This window comes from Streptomyces sp. NPDC016845, assembly GCF_044332585.1.
In the GTDB taxonomy this organism is placed as follows: Bacteria; Actinomycetota; Actinomycetes; order Streptomycetales; family Streptomycetaceae; genus Streptomyces.
Genome location: NZ_JBIRPI010000001.1, coordinates 619,905 through 637,264, shown reverse-complemented (window position 1 = coordinate 637,264; position 17,360 = coordinate 619,905). Strand labels below are relative to the sequence as shown.

At 73.4% G+C, this 17,360-nt stretch carries 15 protein-coding genes; 5 read left to right on the top strand and 10 right to left on the bottom strand.

Annotated features, from left to right (window positions below; all coding sequences use genetic code 11):
- Window positions 1-1,905 (bottom strand): molecular chaperone DnaK, encoded by a 1,905-nt coding sequence (gene dnaK, locus ACH4RC_RS02720; RefSeq protein ID WP_398194207.1) that lies wholly within the window; start codon window positions 1,903-1,905, stop codon window positions 1-3.
- Window positions 1,906-2,016: 111 nt separating this feature from the next.
- Window positions 2,017-2,442 carry an OsmC family protein gene (locus ACH4RC_RS02715; RefSeq protein WP_398194204.1) on the bottom strand — a complete coding sequence of 142 codons (426 nt, stop codon included), beginning with the start codon at window positions 2,440-2,442 and terminating at the stop codon, window positions 2,017-2,019.
- A gap of 204 nt (window positions 2,443-2,646) precedes the next feature.
- Between ACH4RC_RS02715 and ACH4RC_RS02710 the strand changes: the two genes are divergently transcribed.
- Complete coding sequence (locus ACH4RC_RS02710; RefSeq protein ID WP_398194201.1) at window positions 2,647-4,284, top strand: DUF6345 domain-containing protein; 1,638 nt, start codon at window positions 2,647-2,649, stop codon at window positions 4,282-4,284.
- A gap of 18 nt (window positions 4,285-4,302) precedes the next feature.
- Here ACH4RC_RS02710 and ACH4RC_RS02705 read toward each other — a convergent pair whose 3' ends face one another.
- From ACH4RC_RS02705 to ACH4RC_RS02695, 3 genes are all read right to left on the bottom strand, one after another.
- Window positions 4,303-5,676, bottom strand: a complete 1,374-nt coding sequence (locus ACH4RC_RS02705; protein ID WP_398194198.1) for an amino acid permease — start codon at window positions 5,674-5,676, stop codon at window positions 4,303-4,305.
- 90 nt (window positions 5,677-5,766) lie between these two features.
- Window positions 5,767-7,899, bottom strand: coding sequence for an alkaline phosphatase family protein (locus ACH4RC_RS02700; protein WP_398194195.1), 2,133 nt, complete (start codon window positions 7,897-7,899; stop codon window positions 5,767-5,769).
- A gap of 127 nt (window positions 7,900-8,026) precedes the next feature.
- A complete protein-coding gene (locus tag ACH4RC_RS02695; protein WP_398194193.1) occupies window positions 8,027-8,461 on the bottom strand; it encodes a hypothetical protein in 435 nt (144 codons plus the stop codon).
- Window positions 8,462-8,542: 81 nt separating this feature from the next.
- Here ACH4RC_RS02695 and ACH4RC_RS02690 point away from each other — a divergent pair, with 81 nt between their 5' ends.
- Window positions 8,543-9,316 carry an MBL fold metallo-hydrolase gene (locus ACH4RC_RS02690; RefSeq protein WP_398194190.1) on the top strand — a complete coding sequence of 258 codons (774 nt, stop codon included), beginning with the start codon at window positions 8,543-8,545 and terminating at the stop codon, window positions 9,314-9,316.
- Complete coding sequence (locus ACH4RC_RS02685; RefSeq protein ID WP_398194188.1) at window positions 9,313-9,945, top strand: DedA family protein; 633 nt, start codon at window positions 9,313-9,315, stop codon at window positions 9,943-9,945. The genes ACH4RC_RS02690 and ACH4RC_RS02685 overlap by 4 nt, the downstream gene beginning before the upstream one ends.
- A 79-nt stretch (window positions 9,946-10,024) precedes the next feature.
- Here the strand turns inward: ACH4RC_RS02685 and ACH4RC_RS02680 are convergent, their stop codons facing one another.
- From ACH4RC_RS02680 to ACH4RC_RS02670, 3 genes are all read right to left on the bottom strand, one after another.
- Window positions 10,025-11,074: an MBL fold metallo-hydrolase gene (locus ACH4RC_RS02680; protein WP_398194186.1), complete on the bottom strand. Its 1,050-nt coding sequence runs from the start codon at window positions 11,072-11,074 to the stop codon at window positions 10,025-10,027.
- A complete protein-coding gene (locus tag ACH4RC_RS02675; protein ID WP_398194183.1) occupies window positions 11,071-12,366 on the bottom strand; it encodes an aminotransferase class I/II-fold pyridoxal phosphate-dependent enzyme in 1,296 nt (431 codons plus the stop codon). Before ACH4RC_RS02675 ends, ACH4RC_RS02680 begins: the two co-directional genes overlap by 4 nt.
- Window positions 12,367-12,548: 182 nt before the next feature.
- The gene (locus tag ACH4RC_RS02670; protein WP_398194181.1) at window positions 12,549-13,271 is read right to left on the bottom strand and encodes an ANTAR domain-containing response regulator; all 723 of its coding nucleotides are present in this window, start codon (window positions 13,269-13,271) and stop codon (window positions 12,549-12,551) included.
- Between the two features lie 81 nt (window positions 13,272-13,352).
- Between ACH4RC_RS02670 and ACH4RC_RS02665 the strand changes: the two genes are divergently transcribed.
- Window positions 13,353-14,492: a PAS domain-containing protein gene (locus ACH4RC_RS02665; RefSeq protein ID WP_398194178.1), complete on the top strand. Its 1,140-nt coding sequence runs from the start codon at window positions 13,353-13,355 to the stop codon at window positions 14,490-14,492.
- A 14-nt stretch (window positions 14,493-14,506) separates the two neighbouring features.
- Here ACH4RC_RS02665 and ACH4RC_RS02660 read toward each other — a convergent pair whose 3' ends face one another.
- Window positions 14,507-15,325, bottom strand: a complete 819-nt coding sequence (locus ACH4RC_RS02660; protein ID WP_398194177.1) for an RNA polymerase sigma factor SigF — start codon at window positions 15,323-15,325, stop codon at window positions 14,507-14,509.
- 267 nt (window positions 15,326-15,592) lie between these two features.
- Between ACH4RC_RS02660 and ACH4RC_RS02655 the strand changes: the two genes are divergently transcribed.
- Complete coding sequence (locus ACH4RC_RS02655; protein WP_398194174.1) at window positions 15,593-16,027, top strand: CBS domain-containing protein; 435 nt, start codon at window positions 15,593-15,595, stop codon at window positions 16,025-16,027.
- A 302-nt stretch (window positions 16,028-16,329) separates the two neighbouring features.
- Here ACH4RC_RS02655 and ACH4RC_RS02650 read toward each other — a convergent pair whose 3' ends face one another.
- A complete protein-coding gene (locus ACH4RC_RS02650) occupies window positions 16,330-17,298 on the bottom strand; it encodes an AraC family transcriptional regulator (RefSeq protein WP_398194172.1) in 969 nt (322 codons plus the stop codon).
- Window positions 17,299-17,360: the final 62 nt, after the last annotated feature.

Below are 17,360 nucleotides of genomic sequence, written 5' to 3'. Positions count from 1 at the left end.
TCAGGAGGGGGCGCCGGAGTCCTTGTCGCCCTTGTCCCCCTTCTCACTCTTCTCGCTCCTCTCGCCTTTCTCGTCGTCCACGATCTCGGCGTCCACCACGTCCTCGCGGGGCTCGTCCTCCGGGGTCGGCTGCGGGCCGCCGCTCTGCGCGTCCTGGTACATCGCCTGCCCCACCTTCTGGCTGACGGTGGCCAGTTTCCGCACCCCTTCGCGCAGGGCATGCGTGTCCGGCGGATCGGCGGCGAGCGTCGTCCTCAACTCCGCGATCGACGCGTCCACTTCGCCGCGTATCCCCGACGGGACCCGCTCCTCGTTCTCGCTCAGGAACCGCTCCGTCCGGTAGACGAGCTGCTCCGCGTCGTTGCGCGCCTCGGCGGCCTCGCGGCGGGTGCGGTCCTCCTCGGCGTGGGCCTCGGCCTCCCGCATCATGCGGTCGATGTCCTCCTTGGGCAGGGCCGAGCCACCGGTCACCGTCATCTTCTGCTCGCGCCCGGTCGCCATGTCCTTCGCCGACACGTGCATGATCCCGTCGGCGTCGATGTCGAAGGTGACCTCGATCTGCGGGACACCGCGCGGCGCGGGCGGCAGGCCCGTCAGGTCGAAGACGCCGAGCTTCTTGTTGTAGGCGGCGATGTCCCGCTCGCCCTGGAAGACCTGGATGCCGACGGACGGCTGGTTGTCGGTCGCGGTGGTGAAGGTCTCCGAGCGCCGTGTCGGGATCGTCGTGTTGCGCTCGATGAGCTTCGTCATCACGCCGCCCTTGGTCTCGATGCCGAGGGAGAGCGGTGTCACGTCGAGCAGCAGGACGTCCTTGACGTCGCCGCGGATGACACCCGCCTGGAGGGCCGCGCCCATGGCCACGACCTCGTCGGGGTTGACGCCCTTGTGCGGGTCCTTGCCGGTCAGCTCCCGTACGAGGTCGGTGACGGCCGGCATGCGCGTCGAACCGCCGACGAGGATGACGTGGTCGACGGCCGACAGGTCCACGCCCGCGTCCTTCACGGCCTGGTGGAACGGCTTCTTGCACCGGTCGAGGAGGTCGGCGGTCAGCTCCTGGAACTGGGCGCGCGTCAGCTTCTCGTCGAGGTGCAAGGGGCCCTGCGCGGACGCGGTGATGTAGGGCAGGTTCACGGTCGTCTCGCTCGACGACGACAGCTCGATCTTCGCCTTCTCCGCCGCCTCGCGCAGCCGCTGCACGGCCATCTTGTCGGCGGCGAGGTCGATGCCGCTGCCGTTCCTGAACTGCTTGACCAAGTAGTCGACGACGCGCTGGTCCCAGTCGTCGCCGCCGAGCCGGGTGTCACCGTTGGTCGCCTTGACCTCGATGACACCGTCGCCGATCTCCAGAAGGGAGACGTCGAAGGTGCCGCCGCCCAGGTCGAAGACGAGGACGGTCTGTTCCTCGCCCTTGTCGAGCCCGTAGGCGAGAGCGGCGGCCGTCGGCTCGTTGATGATCCGCAGTACTTTCAGGCCCGCGATCTCACCGGCCTCCTTGGTGGCCTGGCGCTGCGCGTCGTCGAAGTAGGCGGGCACGGTGATGACGGCGTCGGTGACGTCCTCGCCGAGGTAGGACTCGGCGTCGCGCTTGAGTTTCTGCAGGACACGGGCGGCGAGTTCCTGCGCGCCGTAGCGGGCGCCGTCGATGGTGCCGCTGTCGGGGAAGTGCCAACTCCCGTCGCCCATATGCCGTTTGACGGAGCGCGCGGTGCGCTCGACGTTGGTGACGGCCTGCCGCTTGGCGACCTCACCCACCAGGACTTCGGCGCTCGACGTCCTGGCGAAGGCGACGACGGAGGGGGTGGTGCGCGCGCCCTCCGCGTTGGCCACGACCGTGGGCTCACCGCCCTCCAGTACGGCCACCACCGAGTTCGTCGTACCGAGATCGATCCCGACCGCACGCGCCATGACGCGTCCCCTCTCGCAGCTCTCAGCTCTCGCAGAAGCAGGCCCGCTCGGAATCAAGCACAGATCCCGGGCGGGCCCGCGTCAAGGGGACGGACGTCGACGAGGCGGCGGTCAGGCCAGCTTGGCCGTCAGGGTGATCTCCGTACCGGAGAGCGCCTGGCTCACCGGGCAGTTCTTCTTGGCGTCCTCGGCGGCCGCCGTGAAGCCCTCCTCGTCCAGGCCGGGCACGGTGCCCTCGACGGTGAGGTGGATGCCCTTGATGCCCTCGCCGGGCTGGAACGTCACGTCCGCGGAGGTGATCAGCTTGGTGGGCGGGGTGCCCGCGCCGGCCAGGCCGTGCGAGAGCGCCATCGAGAAGCAGGACGAGTGCGCGGCCGCGATCAGCTCCTCCGGGCTCGTCTTGCCGTTCGCCTTCTCGGCGCGCGAGGGCCACGACACCGGCTGCTCGCCGATGCCGGAGGAGTCGAAGGTGACGACGCCGTTGCCCTCGAGCAGGTTGCCTTCCCACACGGTGTGTGCGGAGCGCGTGGTTGCCACGATGTTTCCCTTCCGTACAGCCCCTGGGCGGGACCGTTCCCGATTGTCTCTGGCCCCTATCCGATCACATCTGCCCCTGCTGTACAGGGAAGACCGCGCCACTGGCCATTGGCCGGAATACGCGCTGGGCAAACCGGCACGACGGTGACACTTTGACCCACCCGACCAGGGGGATCCGCACGGGGTTTCGCAGGGGGTTCAGGCATGCGCATGATCTATTCGGAACGCGCTCCGTCACCGCTGGAGACCGGCAAGCCCGGCGCGGCCGACCGTGATTCGACGTTCGGCTGGTGGGGTGCGTTCAGCATCCAGAAGTTCGTGAACCAGAACCCGCTCTCGCACACCCACGAGGACGCCACGGGCTGGCTGGCGTACCTCCAGCAGTTCTACGACCGCAACTTCTGGTTCGCGGACGCGGGCGCGCAGGTGTGGGCGTACGAGGAGACGTACGACAACTGGCAGGACCGGTACGGGGTGGACGCCGTCGTCGCCGTGTACCACTCGGGCCACGGCGGCATGGACGGCAACGGGGTGTTCTTCGCGCCGCTCGGCGCGGTGTGGGACAACCGCTCGGACGCGGTCTCCAACCGGATGGCGTTCGGCAACGAGCGGGCCAACTACGTGTTCTGGTCGACGTGCAACTCGCTGCGCGTCCTCGACGGGCACTCCCCGATCCGTACGTGGGCCGGGCCCAACCTCGGCTCCCGCATGATCTTCGGCTTCGAGACGACGAGCATCGACAGCGGCGACTACGGCAAGAAGTTCTGGGAGAAGTGGCGGGCCGGGCAGACGTACTGCGACGCGTGGCTCAACGCGAGCTGGGACATCTACCACGGGCAGGCACCCTCCGTCGCCGCGACGGGCGCCACCCAGGCCGAGGCGACCAACCGCCTCAACCAGGAACGGAACTTCTTCCGCGAGCACGTCTCCGACGCCTGGTACGCGTGGCGCTGGTACTACGCCCGTGAGGGCCTGCGCGACCCGATGACGCAGGCGCCGGCCGAACCGCAGATCGTGCAGCTCATGCCGCGCGAACCGGCCCAGGAGCTGACCCGGCTCGGGCAGCTCGCGCACTTCCCGCAGGCCGCGCTGCAAGAGGTGCACGTGGAGCGGCAGGGCGTGCTGAGCGCGAACTCGGGCGACAAGTACGTGTCGACGGCGCCGGGCGCGGTGCGCTGGGTGAAGCTGGCCGAGGCCAACCACCGCAACACCGAGCAGCTGCCGACGGACCGCGCGGTGGAGCTGGCCCGCGCCTTCGTCGAGCAGCACAGTGACGCGACGGGCGGCGCCGAGCTGGTCGTCGAGGGCGTGCACGACCTGATGCAGAACAGCGGCAAGAAGGACGGCTCGCAGATCGGTGAGCCGGTGTCGTTGCAGACGCACGTCACGTTCAGGCAGGTCTTCGGCGGCGTACCGGTGATCACGCCGGGGCGCGGCGAGTTCCGTGTGGCGCTGGACAACGACGGCACCGTGGTCCAGGCGACGCTGTCGACGCGGCAGCCGACCGGCGAGGTCCGCACCCCGAGTTCGGCGGTCGCCCCGCCGTCCGGCAAGGGCAGGCAGGCCATGGCGTCGCCCGGCTCGCGCGACCCGCGCCAGGCGCTCGACGAGGCGCAGCAGCGGCGGATCGCGCACCTGACGGCGATGGCGTCCGACAGCGAGCGCTCGGCCTCCGACATCGAGGCACAGCTCGAGGTCAGGGACGTACCCGGCACGCTCGAGGTCGGCTACGAGGTCGAGGGCAACGAGGCCTACCCGGCCGCCCGCAAGCTGATCGAGCTGGGCTCGCGGGACAGCATGTTCAAGAAGCTGCGCTGGGTGGTCGCGCCGCTCGCCAGGTGACGTGAGGACCTACGGGGTTCAGGAGGTGGCGGTCCGCTTCTTGCGGGCCGCCATCCACGCGTAGACGAGAACGCCGGCGAACAGGAAGAGCACGCCCTGGTAGACGGCGGCGTATCCGGCGCCGCCGACCAGCCACATGGAGAAGCCGAACGCGGCGACGGCGAGCACCATGTCCCGCACGAGGCGCGAGCGGTTCACGCGGTCGCCCTGCCCGGACAGCAGGAAGTAGATCTGCGCGGCGGTCGCCAGGAGGTACGGCACGGTCGCGGTGAAGGTGGTGACGAGCACGAGCGTCTCGAAGACGCCCGCCGAGCCCGCCGTGTAGTTGTAGACCGTCAGCAGTGAGGCGAGGACGACGGCCACGAGCACGCCGACCGTCGGCACGCCGCGCCGCTTCTTCGCGAACGCCCGCGGGAACAGGCCGTCGCGCGCCGCGGCGTACGGGGTCTGGGCGCTGAGCAGTGTCCAGCCGTTGAGCGCGCCGACCATGGAGACGAGCGCGGCGACGGCGACGGCGGTGCCGCCCCAGGTGCCGCCGAACATCGCGTTGACGGCGTCGGAGAACGGGGCGGTGGAGTCCACCAGCTCGTCGTGCGCGACCGTGCCGAACACCGAGACCGTGCCGAGGAGGTAGAGCAGGGCCGCGAGGCCGGTGCCGAGGACGGTGGCGCGGCCGACGTTGCGCTTGGGGTCGCGGACCTCACCCGCGCTGACGGACGCGGACTCGACGCCCAGGTAGCTGAAGAGCAGGATCGCGGCGGACGCGGAGACGGCGCCGAGCGCGGAGTCGTTCGTCGCGCGGAACGGGCCCATGTTGTCCGCGTGGAAGAAGAACAGGCCGCCGACGGCGACGAGCAGCAGCGGCGCGAACTTCAGGACGGTGGAGACCAGCTGCACCGCGCCGACGTACCGGGTGCCCGCGAGGTTGGCGAGCGCGGGCAGCCACTGGCAGCACAGCGCGGCGACGATGGTCCAGAACGTGGAGCCGTGGATCGGAAGGAGCACGTCGAGGTAGCCGACGGCGGCGACGGCCAGCGCCGCGTTGGAGACCCAGGTGGTGATCCAGTACGACCAGGCGGCCAGGAACCCGGCGAAGTCGCCGAACGCCTCACGGGCGTAGACGTACGGGCCGCCGGTTTGCGGATGCCGATGTGCGAGCCGGCCGAAGACGAGGGCGAGCGCGATGGCGCCGACGGTCAGGACGCCGAAGGCGACGAGGCTGACGGTGCCGTACGGGGCGACGGAGGCGGGGAGCAGGAAGATGCCGCCGCCGATGATGTTGCCCATGACCAGGGCGGTGGCGATGGGGAGACCGAACCTGCGGGCGTGCCTGCTGTCCTGGTCGTCGTCCCTGGCCGGAGCCGTCAGGGGGGCGGGCCCGGTGTCGTGCATGGGGTGGTGCGCCTCTCGGAAGTGCTGACGCCTGCCCCGGGATCGCCGGGCGGCACTCCATGGTCCGGCGAAAAGGCACCCCGCTTCAAATCAGGCGGATTCGTCCCGTAGCTCGGGGGGTGCTGCGACAAATGATGCGACGTCGGGGGCTTGCGAAAGCGAATTTTCCGGTTTCCCCAGCGGGACCTGCGGGCCGTGCTCCTCGCGCAGCCAGCGGCGCAGCACCTTGTGGACCTGTTCGGCGCCGACGAGTTCGCCGCCGCCCGGCACCGGCTCGGACAGCTCCGCCGGGGAGAGCAGGAAGGGGCGGCCCTGGGCGCCGCCGAGCCCGCCGTGCGAGCCGATCTGCTCCTCGAAGGCCAGGACTTCGCCGTCGACGGGGTCGTACATGGAGTTGACCATGATGTCGGCGGTGTGCGGGAAGGAGTCGGTGCGGCGCACGGCAGCCGCGGCGCCCGGCCCGAAGTCGGTGAGCGGGCCCTGCCCGTCGGCAAGCTCGGCGAGGGTGACCTGGGCGCCGCGCGCCCCGAGCACGACGGCGCCGTGCTCCTCGCTGCGGACGAGGAGGAAGCCGACGCCGGGGTGGTTGGCGAGGGTCGGCAGGAGCGCCGGGTGGCGGGCGTCGATCTCCTCCTTGCTCATCCGGTGGTGCACGTCGGGGAAGGAGACGAGGCCGAGGTTGCCGGAGGCGAGGACGATCGGCTCGTGCTGCTTGCCCTTCGGGGCGGCCACGGCGGGCTCCTCGACGGGGCGGCGCAGCGCGGCCCGGACGGCGGAGCGGGCCTCGGCGCCGCTGTGGGTGCGCCGGGCCTTGCGCGGCACGGGCAGCCCGCAGCCCGCGCGCACCAGGTCCTGGAGGGTGAGCCCGTAGCGGGCCTGGAACGTCTCGCCGGGGCTCTGCCCGTGGTCCGACAGGACGACGATGCGGTACGGGCGCGGCGCGTGCTCGGCGACCTTCTCGATCAGCGCCAGCGAGCGGTCGAGCCGTTCGAGGACCTTGCGGGCGTCGCGGCTGAAGGGGCCCGAGTGGTGGGCGACCTCGTCGTAGGCGACGAGGTCGGCGTAGACGGCGGTGCGTCCGGCGAGGAGGTCGCCGATGACGGCGGCGACGACCACGTCCCGTTCGACGACGGTCGCGAAGGCGCGGATGAACGGGTAGAGCCCGCCGCGTCCGACGCGCGGGCGCTCGCGCCGGATCCGGGCACGGACGGACTGGCCGATCTCGCGGCCGGCCTCGGCGCAGAAGGACAGGGCGGTGCGCACCGCGTTGGCCGGGTCGCAGAAGTAGGCGAAGTAGCCGGCGCGCGAGCGGTTCTCCTTGCCGCGCCGGGCGGCCACGGACAGGACGAGGGCGACCTCCTCGGCGCTGCCGCTGAAGAGGTTGCCGCGGCTGGCGCCGTCGACGGTGAGGAGCCCGCCGTCCCCGGTGCGCTCTATGGCGCGGCGCTGGAGCTCGGCGGCGCTGGTGGGCCGGTTGGAGACCTGGACCTCGCCGGTGTCCTTCTCGTACCAGCGGAAGGCGGGGACGTCGTGGTTGGAGCCGTGCAGGATGCCGAGCTGGCTCGCGCCGGTCTGGCTGGACCAGTCGGTGCGCCAGGGGGTGAGGCGGTGTCGTCCGTCGCGCAGCCAGGCGCCGACGGTGGGCATCACGTCGTCGCGGGCGGCGCGCACGAGCAGTTCGTGGCCGACGCCGTCGAGCTGGATGAAGACGGTGCCGGGCGCGGGCAATCCCGCCTCGGCCGCCCCCTCCTCGACGGCTCGGCGGCGTCTTCGGTCAGCGAGCCGGTACAGCCGCCGCCGGTAGGCGTCGTCGTCCCGGACGGCCAGGGCGCCACCGGTCGCGGAGGCCACGGCAGACATGACCGCGGCGACGAGGACGGCGGTCTCCGGGCTGACCTCGCCCCGGTTGTCGGGGATGAGGTGCAGGGCGAACAGGAGCAGGGCCCCGTTCAGGAAGAACACGGCGAGCCCGAGGACGAGCGCCGGGACGAGGAGCAGGGCGCGCACGAGAAGCGGCCAGACCAGTGCGGAGAGGAGACCGAAGGCGCCCGCGCCGAGGGCGGCCGTGGTGGCGATGCGGCTGGCGCTGTCCCCGGTGTCGGACTGGAGCTGGAAGTCCGGCAGGATCCCGGCCATGATCAGCATGGTCAGGGTGGACGCGGCCCAGACCGTCAGCGAGCGCCATGCGGTGCTCGCCGCGCGCCTCCATCGGCCTGCGCTCACGTGACCCGCTCCCCTCGCCCCTGTGCTGCGGTGCTACAGCTTCACTCCTGCTGCGCCCTGATTTTCGTAGGCCAGGGTTTCATACGATTTGGGAGCCTCTTCACGCGACCGTCACCACGCGGGCGCGTCAGCAGCCGTCGTACCCCGCCGTCGGCATCGAGAGCCTGCGGTGCACCCGCGCCTTCATCTCCGTGTCGTACGACGGCTCCGCGAACCCGGCCGTCTCCAGGCGCACCCCGCGCCGCGCGCACTCCGCGGAGAACGCGTCGACCGAGCGCAGCGCGGCCCGCAGGACGCGGTCGCAGGGGGCGACGAAGACGTCGATCTGGCCCGCGTCGACGTCTCCCCACAGGATGTCGTGGTCGGGGCGGACCCCGTGCACGAGCAGTTCGCGGGTGACGACGTAGCCGCGCTCGGCGGCCCAGCGGGCGCACATCGCGTGCTGGCTGCGCGAGTCCACCAGGAACGGATCGGCGTCCAGCTCCTCCAGCGGGATGAGGCTGGCGATCGCCGCCACCCGCACCGCGTCACCGGTGTCACCGGCGACGTCGGATGCTCCCATGGTGTCCCCCTCACCTCAGCTTTCGGCCCGACCCTACTCCTGCACGTACGCTCAAGGCAGTCGCACGTAAGGAGGCAACGGGTGCCGGTGGAGATCACCTGGTGGGGACATGCCACCTGCACGGTGGAGGACTCGGGCACGAGAGTGCTGACCGATCCGTTGTTCGCCCGGCGCCTGGCCCATCTGCGGCGCCGCCGCGGCGCCCCGCCGCCGCCGAGCGCCGCCCGCGCCGATGTGGTGCTCGTCTCCCACCTGCACGCCGACCATCTGCACCTGCCCTCGCTCGGCCGGCTCGCGCCGGGGACCCGGGTGCTCGTGCCGCGCGGCGCGGCCCGTTCCGTGCCGGGCCTGCGGCGGCTGCGGAACCTGGACATCACCGAGGTCGAGCCCGGCACCGTCGTCGAGGAGGGCGGCGTGGAGATACGGGCGGTGCACGCCGCGCACGACGGACGCCGCCTCCCGGTGGGCCCGCGGCGTGCGCCCGCGCTCGGCTACGTGATCAGCGGCGAGGCCCGTACGTACTTCGCGGGCGACACCGGGCTCTTCGACGGCATGGCCGAGGCGGTCGGCGACGTGGACGTGGCGCTGCTCCCGGTCGGCGGGTGGGGGCCGAACCTCGGACCGCACCACCTCGACCCGGCGCGCGCCGCCGAGGCCCTGGCCAGGATCGCGCCGTGCAGCGCGGTGCCGGTGCACTACGGGACGTACTGGCCGATCGGGATGGACGCGGTGCGCCCGCACGAGTTCCACACCCCGGGCGAGGAGTTCGTGCGGCAGGCGGCGCTGCACGCGCCGGACGTGTCGGTGCACCGGCTCGCGCACGGCGAGAGCGTCCGCCCGGAGGTGGCCAGATGATGCTCGCCTCGGTCGCCCAGGTGGTACCGACGGAGGCGACCCAGCAGGCCGCCGGCTATCCGACCCTGTTCCTGCTCATCGTCCTGGGCGCGCTGGTCCCGGTCGTCCCGACCGGCGCGCTCGTCAGCTCCGCGGCGGTCGTGGCGTTCCACCAGACGGCGCCGTTCTCACTCCTTCTCCTGTTCGGCGTGGCCTCGCTCGCCGCGTTCCTCGGCGACATCGCGCTGTACTGGCTCGGGCGGCGCGGCATGCACTCCAAGAACGGTTCGCGCTGGCTGGAGGCGATCCGTTCGCGGGCCCCGCGGGAGCGGCTCGAACAGGCGCAGGACAAGCTCGCCGACCACGGCGTGATGGTCCTCGTCCTGTCGCGGCTCGTGCCCGCCGGACGGATCCCGGTGATGCTGGCGTGCCTGATGGCGAAGATGCCGCTGCGGCGGTTCGCCCGGGGCGACATACCCGCGTGCCTCGCATGGGCGGTGACGTACCAGATCATCGGCATCCTGGGCGGCTCCCTGTTCAAGGAGCCGTGGCAGGGGGTGGTGGCGGCGATCGTGCTCACGGTGGCGATCAGCGCGACACCGGCGTTGTGGCGCAAGGTGAGGCGCCTGGCAGGCAGCCAGCACGCCTGAGACGTGACCCAGGGGCACGGGGAACCGCGCGACCGGCCACGACGGCGCCGCAGCCGGACCGCAAGGAGAAGCGAGGGCATCAGGTGGGCAGCACGCGTGACGCCCCGACCGGCAGATCCCAGAGGGCGTCGCGCGGCAGACCCGCCCGCTCCCAAGCGGCTCGCAGCCGCGTGATCGGCTCCATGACCGGCTCGGCGGAGAGCAGGAACGTGGCCCAGTGCATGGGCGCCATCCGGCGCGCGCCCACGTCCTGCGCGGCCCGCACCGCCTCCTCCGGATCGCAGTGCACGTCCCGCAGCCACCAGCGGGGGGCGTACGCGCCGATCGGAAGGAGCGCCAGGTCGATGCCGGGGTGGCGGCGGCCGATCTCGGCGAACCAGCGGCCGTACCCGGTGTCGCCCGCGAAGTAGACGCGCCGCCCGCCCGGGTCGGTGAGGACCCAGCCGCCCCACAAGGTGCGGCAGGTGTCCGTGAGGGAGCGCTTGGACCAGTGGTGCGCGGGCACGAAGTCGAAGCGGACACCGTCGAGTTCGGCCGCCTCCCACCAGTCCAGCTCCGTGACGCGGGTGAAGCCGCGCCGGGCGAACCAGCGCCCGAGCCCCGCCGGGACGAACACCGGGGTCGTGCGCGGCAGGCGCCTGAGCGTGGGCCAGTCCAGATGGTCGTAGTGGTTGTGGCTGATGACGACGGCGTCGACGGCCGGCAGCGCGCTCCACGCGACGCCGACCGGGGTGATCCGCGCCGGGGTGCCGAGGATCCTGCGGGACCACACGGGGTCGGTGAGAACGGTCAGGCCGCCGATGCGGATGACCCAGCTGGCGTGCCCCGCCCAGGTGACGGCGGCGGTACGGGCGTCGACCTCGGGCAGCGGGCCCGGCGCGAACGGCAGCCGCGGAATGTCGCTCAGCCCGTCCTTGCGCGGCCGCAGCGCGCCCTCGCGGGCGAACCGGGCGAAGGCCCGGAGCCCCGGCAGTGGTGCGGTCAGGCGGTCCGCGAACGAGCGCGGCCAGCGGCGCGGCGGCGCCTCGACGGCGCTTCCCCCGCCGAGCGGCCGCGGCTCGACGAGGGGCCGGACGGCCCCGGTGGCATCGGCCCGCCGCTCCGTCGTCGGTTCGGACGCCTGGGTCATCGCTCGCTCTCCCGTCCCTCGCCGTACAGCTCGTCGAGCACCGCCGTGACCTTGTTCAACTGCATGGCCACGTGCGGCAGTTGCAGAGGCTCCCGCGCGGTGAGGGACGCGGTGCACTCGTCGGGGGTTGATCCGAGGAGCGGTCCGGTGGACAGGCGTACGCGCAGCGCGGCCGGGTCGTCGCCGAAGCGGTGGCCGCCCGGGGCCGCCATGCCGAGCCGCCCGGAGAGGAAGTCCTCCAGGTCCTGGGAGTCCGTGACGCCGCGCTCGGCGAGCGCGGGCCGCAGCGGGGCCAGGTCGACGTAGATGTGGCGCCCCGCGCGCGGCGGCAGGGCCAGGCCGCCCCCGGCGAGCACGGCGCGGTGCGCGGCGGCGGCGAGCGCGCCGTGCAGCGCGACGGCGAGGGAGCGGTGGGCGGTGACGTTCTCCGGCTCGTTCAGTACGTACGTCGCCGCTGCCGCGACCGGGGCGGCGAGGACGGCGCCTGTCGCCGTGAGGAAGTCCAGGACGCGGTCGGCGAGGCGCTCGCCGTGCGCGGTCGGCGCGAACCGGGCGCAGGCGGCGGGCAGGGCGGGCGGCAGGTGGCCCCCGGCGAGGTCGGTGACGGCCGTGACCCGGTCGGGGAACATCTCGGCGGGGCTGAACAGGACGGTGTCCGCGCCCTGGGGCCCCGGGTGCGGCGTGTCGCGCCACGTCTCGTCGCTGATCACGTGCAGCCCCTCGCCCACCGCGGCCTCCACCGCCTCGTGCAGCACCTCGGGCGGCGGCACGGTCCCGGTCGGGTCGTCGGCGACGGACAGGACGACGAGGCGCGGGTCGCCGCCCTCGGCCCGGACCCGTCGGACGGTCTCCAGAAGCGCGTACGGATCGGGGACCCCGCCGCACTCGGCGGGCGTGGGCACGGAGAACACGCGCTGCCCGAGGAGCCGGGCCTGCGGCGCCCACCACGCCGGGCACGGCCGCGGGACGAGGAGGTCGCCGCCCAGGGCCGCCGTGAGCGCGAGCAGCAGCGGCGCGCCGCCCGGGGCCGCGACGACCCGGCCGGGCCCGGCGGCGAGACCCCGGCGCTCCCAGTACCCGCGGACCGCGTGGAGGAGGGCGGGGGCTCCGCCGGGCGGCTCGGGGTGCGGCCGCCCCGCCGCGGCCGCGACGACGCCCGCCACCTCCGGCAGCACGGGCAGCCCCGGCTCGGGCATCGGCGGCCCGTACCGCACCGGGCCACGCCCTTCGGGCACCGTGCTGCGCGCCCCGTCCGCCCTGGTCGGCCCGGCCTTGGGGTCCGATGGCCGCATGCTGCCTCCGTGCCGTGTGTCGCCACCGCGCCCGTCGCGGGGACGCTCCTCCCAGCGTCACATCCGCACGGGTGTCCGCGCGCGCTGTGGAGCTGCTTCACGGGTACCCGGCGGGGCGGCTGAGCAGCCATGGGGCCGGAGAGGAGGCTGGGCCGGACGGGTGACGGGCGCGGAGCCCGCCGTCAGCGCGTCAGCGCCGCGAACTCCCGCTCCAGGCCGCGACCCCGGCGTTCGACCACGGCCGAGGCCACCTCGGACAGTTTGCGGTTGGTGGTCTGCGAGATGCGGCGCAGGACGGTGAACGCCTCGTCCGCGTCGCAGACCAGTACGTGCATGACGATGCCGCACGCCTGGTCGACGACGGGCCGGCTGCGCAGGGCCGCGCCCAGCTGGTCCAGCTCGGTCAGGGCCGCCTGGTAGGAGCGGTCGCGGGCCAGGCTGGTGGCGGCCAGGTCGCCGAGGGCGCGGACCGGGCCGCGCGGGGCGTCCCGCAGGGTGCCGGGGCGGAAGCTGTAGAGGCTGAGGGTGACGGTGAGACCGGCGCTGCGGAACGGGATGGTCACGCTGGAGCGCACCCCGGAGTCGAGCGCCAGGGCCCGGTAGCGCGGCCACCGCTCGTCGACCAGGAGGTCGGCGGCGTCGACGGGTTCGCCCGCCTCCTCGGCCGCCGGGATCGGCCCCTCGCCGGACGACAGCTGCACGGTCACCAGGGCGGCGAGGTCGGGGTGGGTCGCGGCGGACGGCCGGTCGCCGCCGCCGTCGGACGCCGTGGCCACGGCCCCGCAGCAGTCGGACATGCAGGTGGCGGCGCCCTCGGCGAGCTCGGCGAGTCTGCGCGTGGGCAACCGCGAGGGTGCGGTGTCCTGGGCCGGGCGGTCCAGTGGATCCGGTGCGGGCTGTCGCATAGGCGCACGCCTCCTCCCACTACCTACCGCGCTTTCCCCGCGCCCGCCCCGGAAAACAGACGTGCGGGATAGGTTCACGGCATGCCGCGGATGGAGGACTTCGGTGACTTCGGTGAGGAACTCTCGGACTTCGTACGCCGCGTCGCGGAGTTGAAGGCGGCCCGCGCCCGCCCCGCGGAGGAACTGCCCGCCGTGCTCGACGCCGCCCTCTTCGAACTCGACCACGCCGTACGCCGGCTGTGGCCCCGGCAGCAGCACCCGCGGGCCGCCGACGCCGGCCCGAGCCGCACGGCGGCCGCCGCCGACCGGCAGGAGCAGCAGCTGCTGCGCGCCGTCTTCCAGCGACTGCCGCAGGCGGTGGCGCTGGTGGACCGCGGGTCGGTCGTGCGCCGCCTGAACTTCGCCGCGACGACGCTCACCGGAGTACGCGCCGGATACGCCACGGGCCGCCCGCTGACCGGGTTCCTGGCCCACGCCGACCGGGCCGCGCTCCGTTCACAGGTCGCGGCGGTGGCCCGGGGCGAGGGCGACCGGGGCCTGACCGTGCACCTCCAGCAGAACCCGCAGGCGGCGATCCGGATCACCCTGACGGGCCTGCGCCCCGGCAGCGAGCGGCACACCACCGTGCTCGTCCTGCTGCAGCCCGAGGGCGACGACCCTCTGGTACCGCCCCCGGCCCCGGGCGCGGGGCCCGCCCCCGACCTCGCGGAGGCGACGCGCCACACGGCGCTGCTCGACCTCGTGGACCGCATGGCCGGGGAGCTGATCGGCGCGCCCGCCGACGACCCGGACGAGGCGCTGCGCCGCGCCGCCCGGACGCTGTACGGGCGGTTCGCGGACTGGGTGATAGCGGACCGGGGCGCCGCGCACGTGGTCCGCACCGCCGTGCTCGGCGCCGACGCGGACGCGCTCCGCGACATCGCCGGCCAGGACCCCGACGCGAGCCCTCTCGTGGTCGAGGCGGCGCGCGGCGGTTCACCGGCGCTGCTCGTGCGCCCGGAGGACCCGGGGGCCCTGGGCGACGACGCGTCCGGCGCGCCGGTCCTGGTCCGCGCGGATGTCACGTCCTTGCTGTGCGTGCCGCTGATCCCGGCGCCCGGCGAACCGGTGCAGGGCGTGCTCACCCTGTTCCGGTCGGCGGGGCGGCCCGCGTTCTCCATGGCGGAGGCGCGGGCCGTGGACGTGATGTCACGTCACATAGCGCTGGCGATGCGCGGATGAGGTACGGGTACGGCTCACGCGGCGTCGGCGAGGACCTCGTCCCGCAGCCGGTCGCAGCAGCGCGAGATCAGCCGCGACACGTGCATCTGCGAGATGCCGAGCTGCTCGGCGATGCGGCTCTGCGTCATGTCGCCGAAGAACCGCATGTAGAGGATCTGCCGCTCCCGCTCCGGCAGCGCGGCGATCCGCGGTTTCACGGCCTCGCGGTCGATGACGGTGTCCAGGGCGGGGTCGGCGCCGCCGAGCGCGTCCGAGAGGGAGTAGCCGTCGTCGCTGCCGGGCAGCTCGGCGTCGAGGGAGAGCGCGGTGAAGCTCTCCAGCGCCTCCAGGCCCGTGGCCACCTCTTCGTCGCTCAGATTGGCGTGCTCGGCGATCTCGGGGACGGTCGGGGCGCGCCCCACGATGTTCCCGGCCAGCTCCTGCTGCGCGAACCGGACCCGGTTGCGCAGGTCCTGGACGCGGCGCGGCACGTGCAGGGTCCACATGTGGTCACGGAAGTGGCGCTTGATCTCGCCGGTGACGGTGGGCACGGCGTAGCTCTCGAACGCGTTGCCGCGCGCGGGGTCGTAGCGGTCGACGGCCTTGACGAGACCCATCGCGGCGACCTGGCGCAGGTCGTCGTAGGACTCGCCGCGGTTGCGGAAGCGCCCCGCGAGGCGGTCCGCCATGGGCAGCCAGGCCTCGACGACGCCGTGCCGGATCTGGTCGCGGTCGGGCCCGTCGGGCATGTCGGACATCTTGGCGAACGCTTCGGCCGTGTCGGGCGCGTCGTCGTGCGGATGGCGTCGGCCGGGCTTCACCGGGCTCACGGGTGCGCTGGTGGGCGTACGCATGGATCGCAACTCCCCTGGAGGTGCTTTGGGTTCGGTGGTCACCGAGGGAGAGAGTCGCGAGCGTCGCTACACGGACACGGACACACCCGGGGTAGATACCGAGCGGTATCTCTCCCACGGACGTGCCTCCAGTCCGAAGCACTCACCTACGCCTGCCCTCCAATCGAGGGAGCAAACGCATAACCCTCCGACCGAGGGGTACTGCGCCGGGCACCGTGTGCGCGGCGCCGGCGTCCGCGCACGTCCGAGGGCAGGAGGCCCCCAGCCATGCCCGATCTGGTGCGGGAAGTCATGAGGCCGGGCGCGGCGGCGGTCCGCCCGGAGGCCTCGCTCGTCGAGGCCGCCCAGCTGATGCGGGCGCAGGACATCGCCGACGTCCTGGTCGCGGAGGGCGGCCGCGTCCTCGGGGTGCTGACGGACCGGGACATCACGGTGCGGGCGGTGGCGGAGGGCGCGGACCCGCTGACGGTCAGCGCGCACGCGGTGTGCACCCCGGCGACGGTGGTCGTGGGCCCGGAGACGGTGGTGACCGCGGCGGCGGCGCTCATGCGCGAGCACGCGGTACGGCGCCTCGCGGTGGTGGAGGAGGGCCGCGCGGTGGGCATCGTCCGCATGACCGACCTGCTGCCCCCGTCGCCGTATCGCGGCGCGGGACCGGACCGGCACCCGGGCCCGCGGGCGGGCTCCGGTCCGGCGGGTTAGCACCGGCCGGTCCGCGCAGCACATGGCTGGTGCCGAACCGCCGGACCGGGGGCCGCCCGCGGGCCCGGCGCGGGGTCCGGGCGGGGGTCCGGGCCCGCGGGTCTGGTCCGGCCCGGCGGGGTAGTGCCGGGCCGGATGCCGCCGGAATCCGTCACGGTCCGGGCTCCGGGGACGGCACGTACCCGCAGCCGGCGACCGGCCCCCGGCGACGGAGCAAGAGTAGGCCCGCCGCCCTTGCGCCACGATCCGCGGAGCGCGGTCACTGTCCGGATAGCGCGGCGGACGTCCGAGGACGGGCTCTCTCAGGGCGCGGGTTCACGCAGGGTGTGGGACGGGGCCGTGCCGTACTTGGCGCGGTACTGCTCGGCGAAGCGGCCGAGGTGGCCGAAGCCCCAGCGGAACGCGATCGCGCTGACGGTGGTGGTGCGCGGATCGGCCGCGAGGAGTTCGTCGTGCACCCGCTCCAGGCGGACGGTGCGCAGGTACGCCATCGGCGGCATGCCCACGTAGTGGGCGAAGGTCTCCTGGAGGCGGCGGACGCCGACCCGCGCCTCGGCGGCGAGTTCGGCGGTGGTGAAGGGGTGTTCGGGGCGTTCGCGCATCGCGTCCATGGCCCGCTTGACCGGGCCCGGCCGCAGATGCGGGGCGGGCCGGTCGAGCTGGTCGCGGTAGGGGTGGCCGGCGGCGAGGAGGAGGCCGTTGAGCACGGCGTCCCGCAACGGCTCGGCGGTCAGCGGGTGTTCGAGCAGCCCGTACGTCCCGTTCAGGTCGTCGAGGAGCACGCGCACGAGCCGGGCCCAGGACCTGCCGGGCCCCCGGGTCAGGTCCAGCTCGGGGCCGAGCACGACATGGCCGTGTGGCGCCCACCCCGTCAGCTCCTCGATCCGGCGCTCCAGGAGCCCGCGCTCCACCTTCAGGGCGATGATCCGCCCGCTGCCCGACCAGCGGTCGACGACGGTCGATCCGACGGGCTGGAACAGGGCGGCCCGGCCGCGCGGCGTGGTCTGCTCGGGCCCGTTCGCCTGGTGCCAGGACATCGGGCCGCCGAGCGGGATGTTCACGTGGTAGGTGCCGAGCTCCCCGCAGCTGACCCGGACGTCGGCGCCGCAGGCGAGGTCGCCGACGGTGATGCCGCCGAGTTCGAGCACCTCGAAGGCGGCCCCGAAACGTTCCGGCGCCTCGAGGACGTCCAGCTGGTTGGTGTAGAACGCGCCCTTGATCGCCTCCATGGCCTGATCGACGTCGCCCGTACGGAAGGACGTCCTCACCACCGCGTCTCCTCATGCTCCGGCACCGCTCGACGTACGCGCCCGACTACGCAGCGTACGACGAA

Coding starts and splice junctions, on each gene's coding strand:
- dnaK (WP_398194207.1), bottom strand. CDS start 1,905: ATGGCGCGTGCGGTCGGGATCGATCTCGGTACGACGAACTCGGTGGTG.
- ACH4RC_RS02710 (WP_398194201.1), top strand. CDS start 2,647: ATGCGCATGATCTATTCGGAACGCGCTCCGTCACCGCTGGAGACCGGC.
- ACH4RC_RS02705 (WP_398194198.1), bottom strand. CDS start 5,676: ATGCACGACACCGGGCCCGCCCCCCTGACGGCTCCGGCCAGGGACGAC.
- ACH4RC_RS02695 (WP_398194193.1), bottom strand. CDS start 8,461: ATGGGAGCATCCGACGTCGCCGGTGACACCGGTGACGCGGTGCGGGTG.
- ACH4RC_RS02685 (WP_398194188.1), top strand. CDS start 9,313: ATGATGCTCGCCTCGGTCGCCCAGGTGGTACCGACGGAGGCGACCCAG.
- ACH4RC_RS02680 (WP_398194186.1), bottom strand. CDS start 11,074: ATGACCCAGGCGTCCGAACCGACGACGGAGCGGCGGGCCGATGCCACC.
- ACH4RC_RS02675 (WP_398194183.1), bottom strand. CDS start 12,366: ATGCGGCCATCGGACCCCAAGGCCGGGCCGACCAGGGCGGACGGGGCG.
- ACH4RC_RS02670 (WP_398194181.1), bottom strand. CDS start 13,271: ATGCGACAGCCCGCACCGGATCCACTGGACCGCCCGGCCCAGGACACC.
- ACH4RC_RS02665 (WP_398194178.1), top strand. CDS start 13,353: ATGCCGCGGATGGAGGACTTCGGTGACTTCGGTGAGGAACTCTCGGAC.
- ACH4RC_RS02660 (WP_398194177.1), bottom strand. CDS start 15,325: ATGCGTACGCCCACCAGCGCACCCGTGAGCCCGGTGAAGCCCGGCCGA.
- ACH4RC_RS02655 (WP_398194174.1), top strand. CDS start 15,593: ATGCCCGATCTGGTGCGGGAAGTCATGAGGCCGGGCGCGGCGGCGGTC.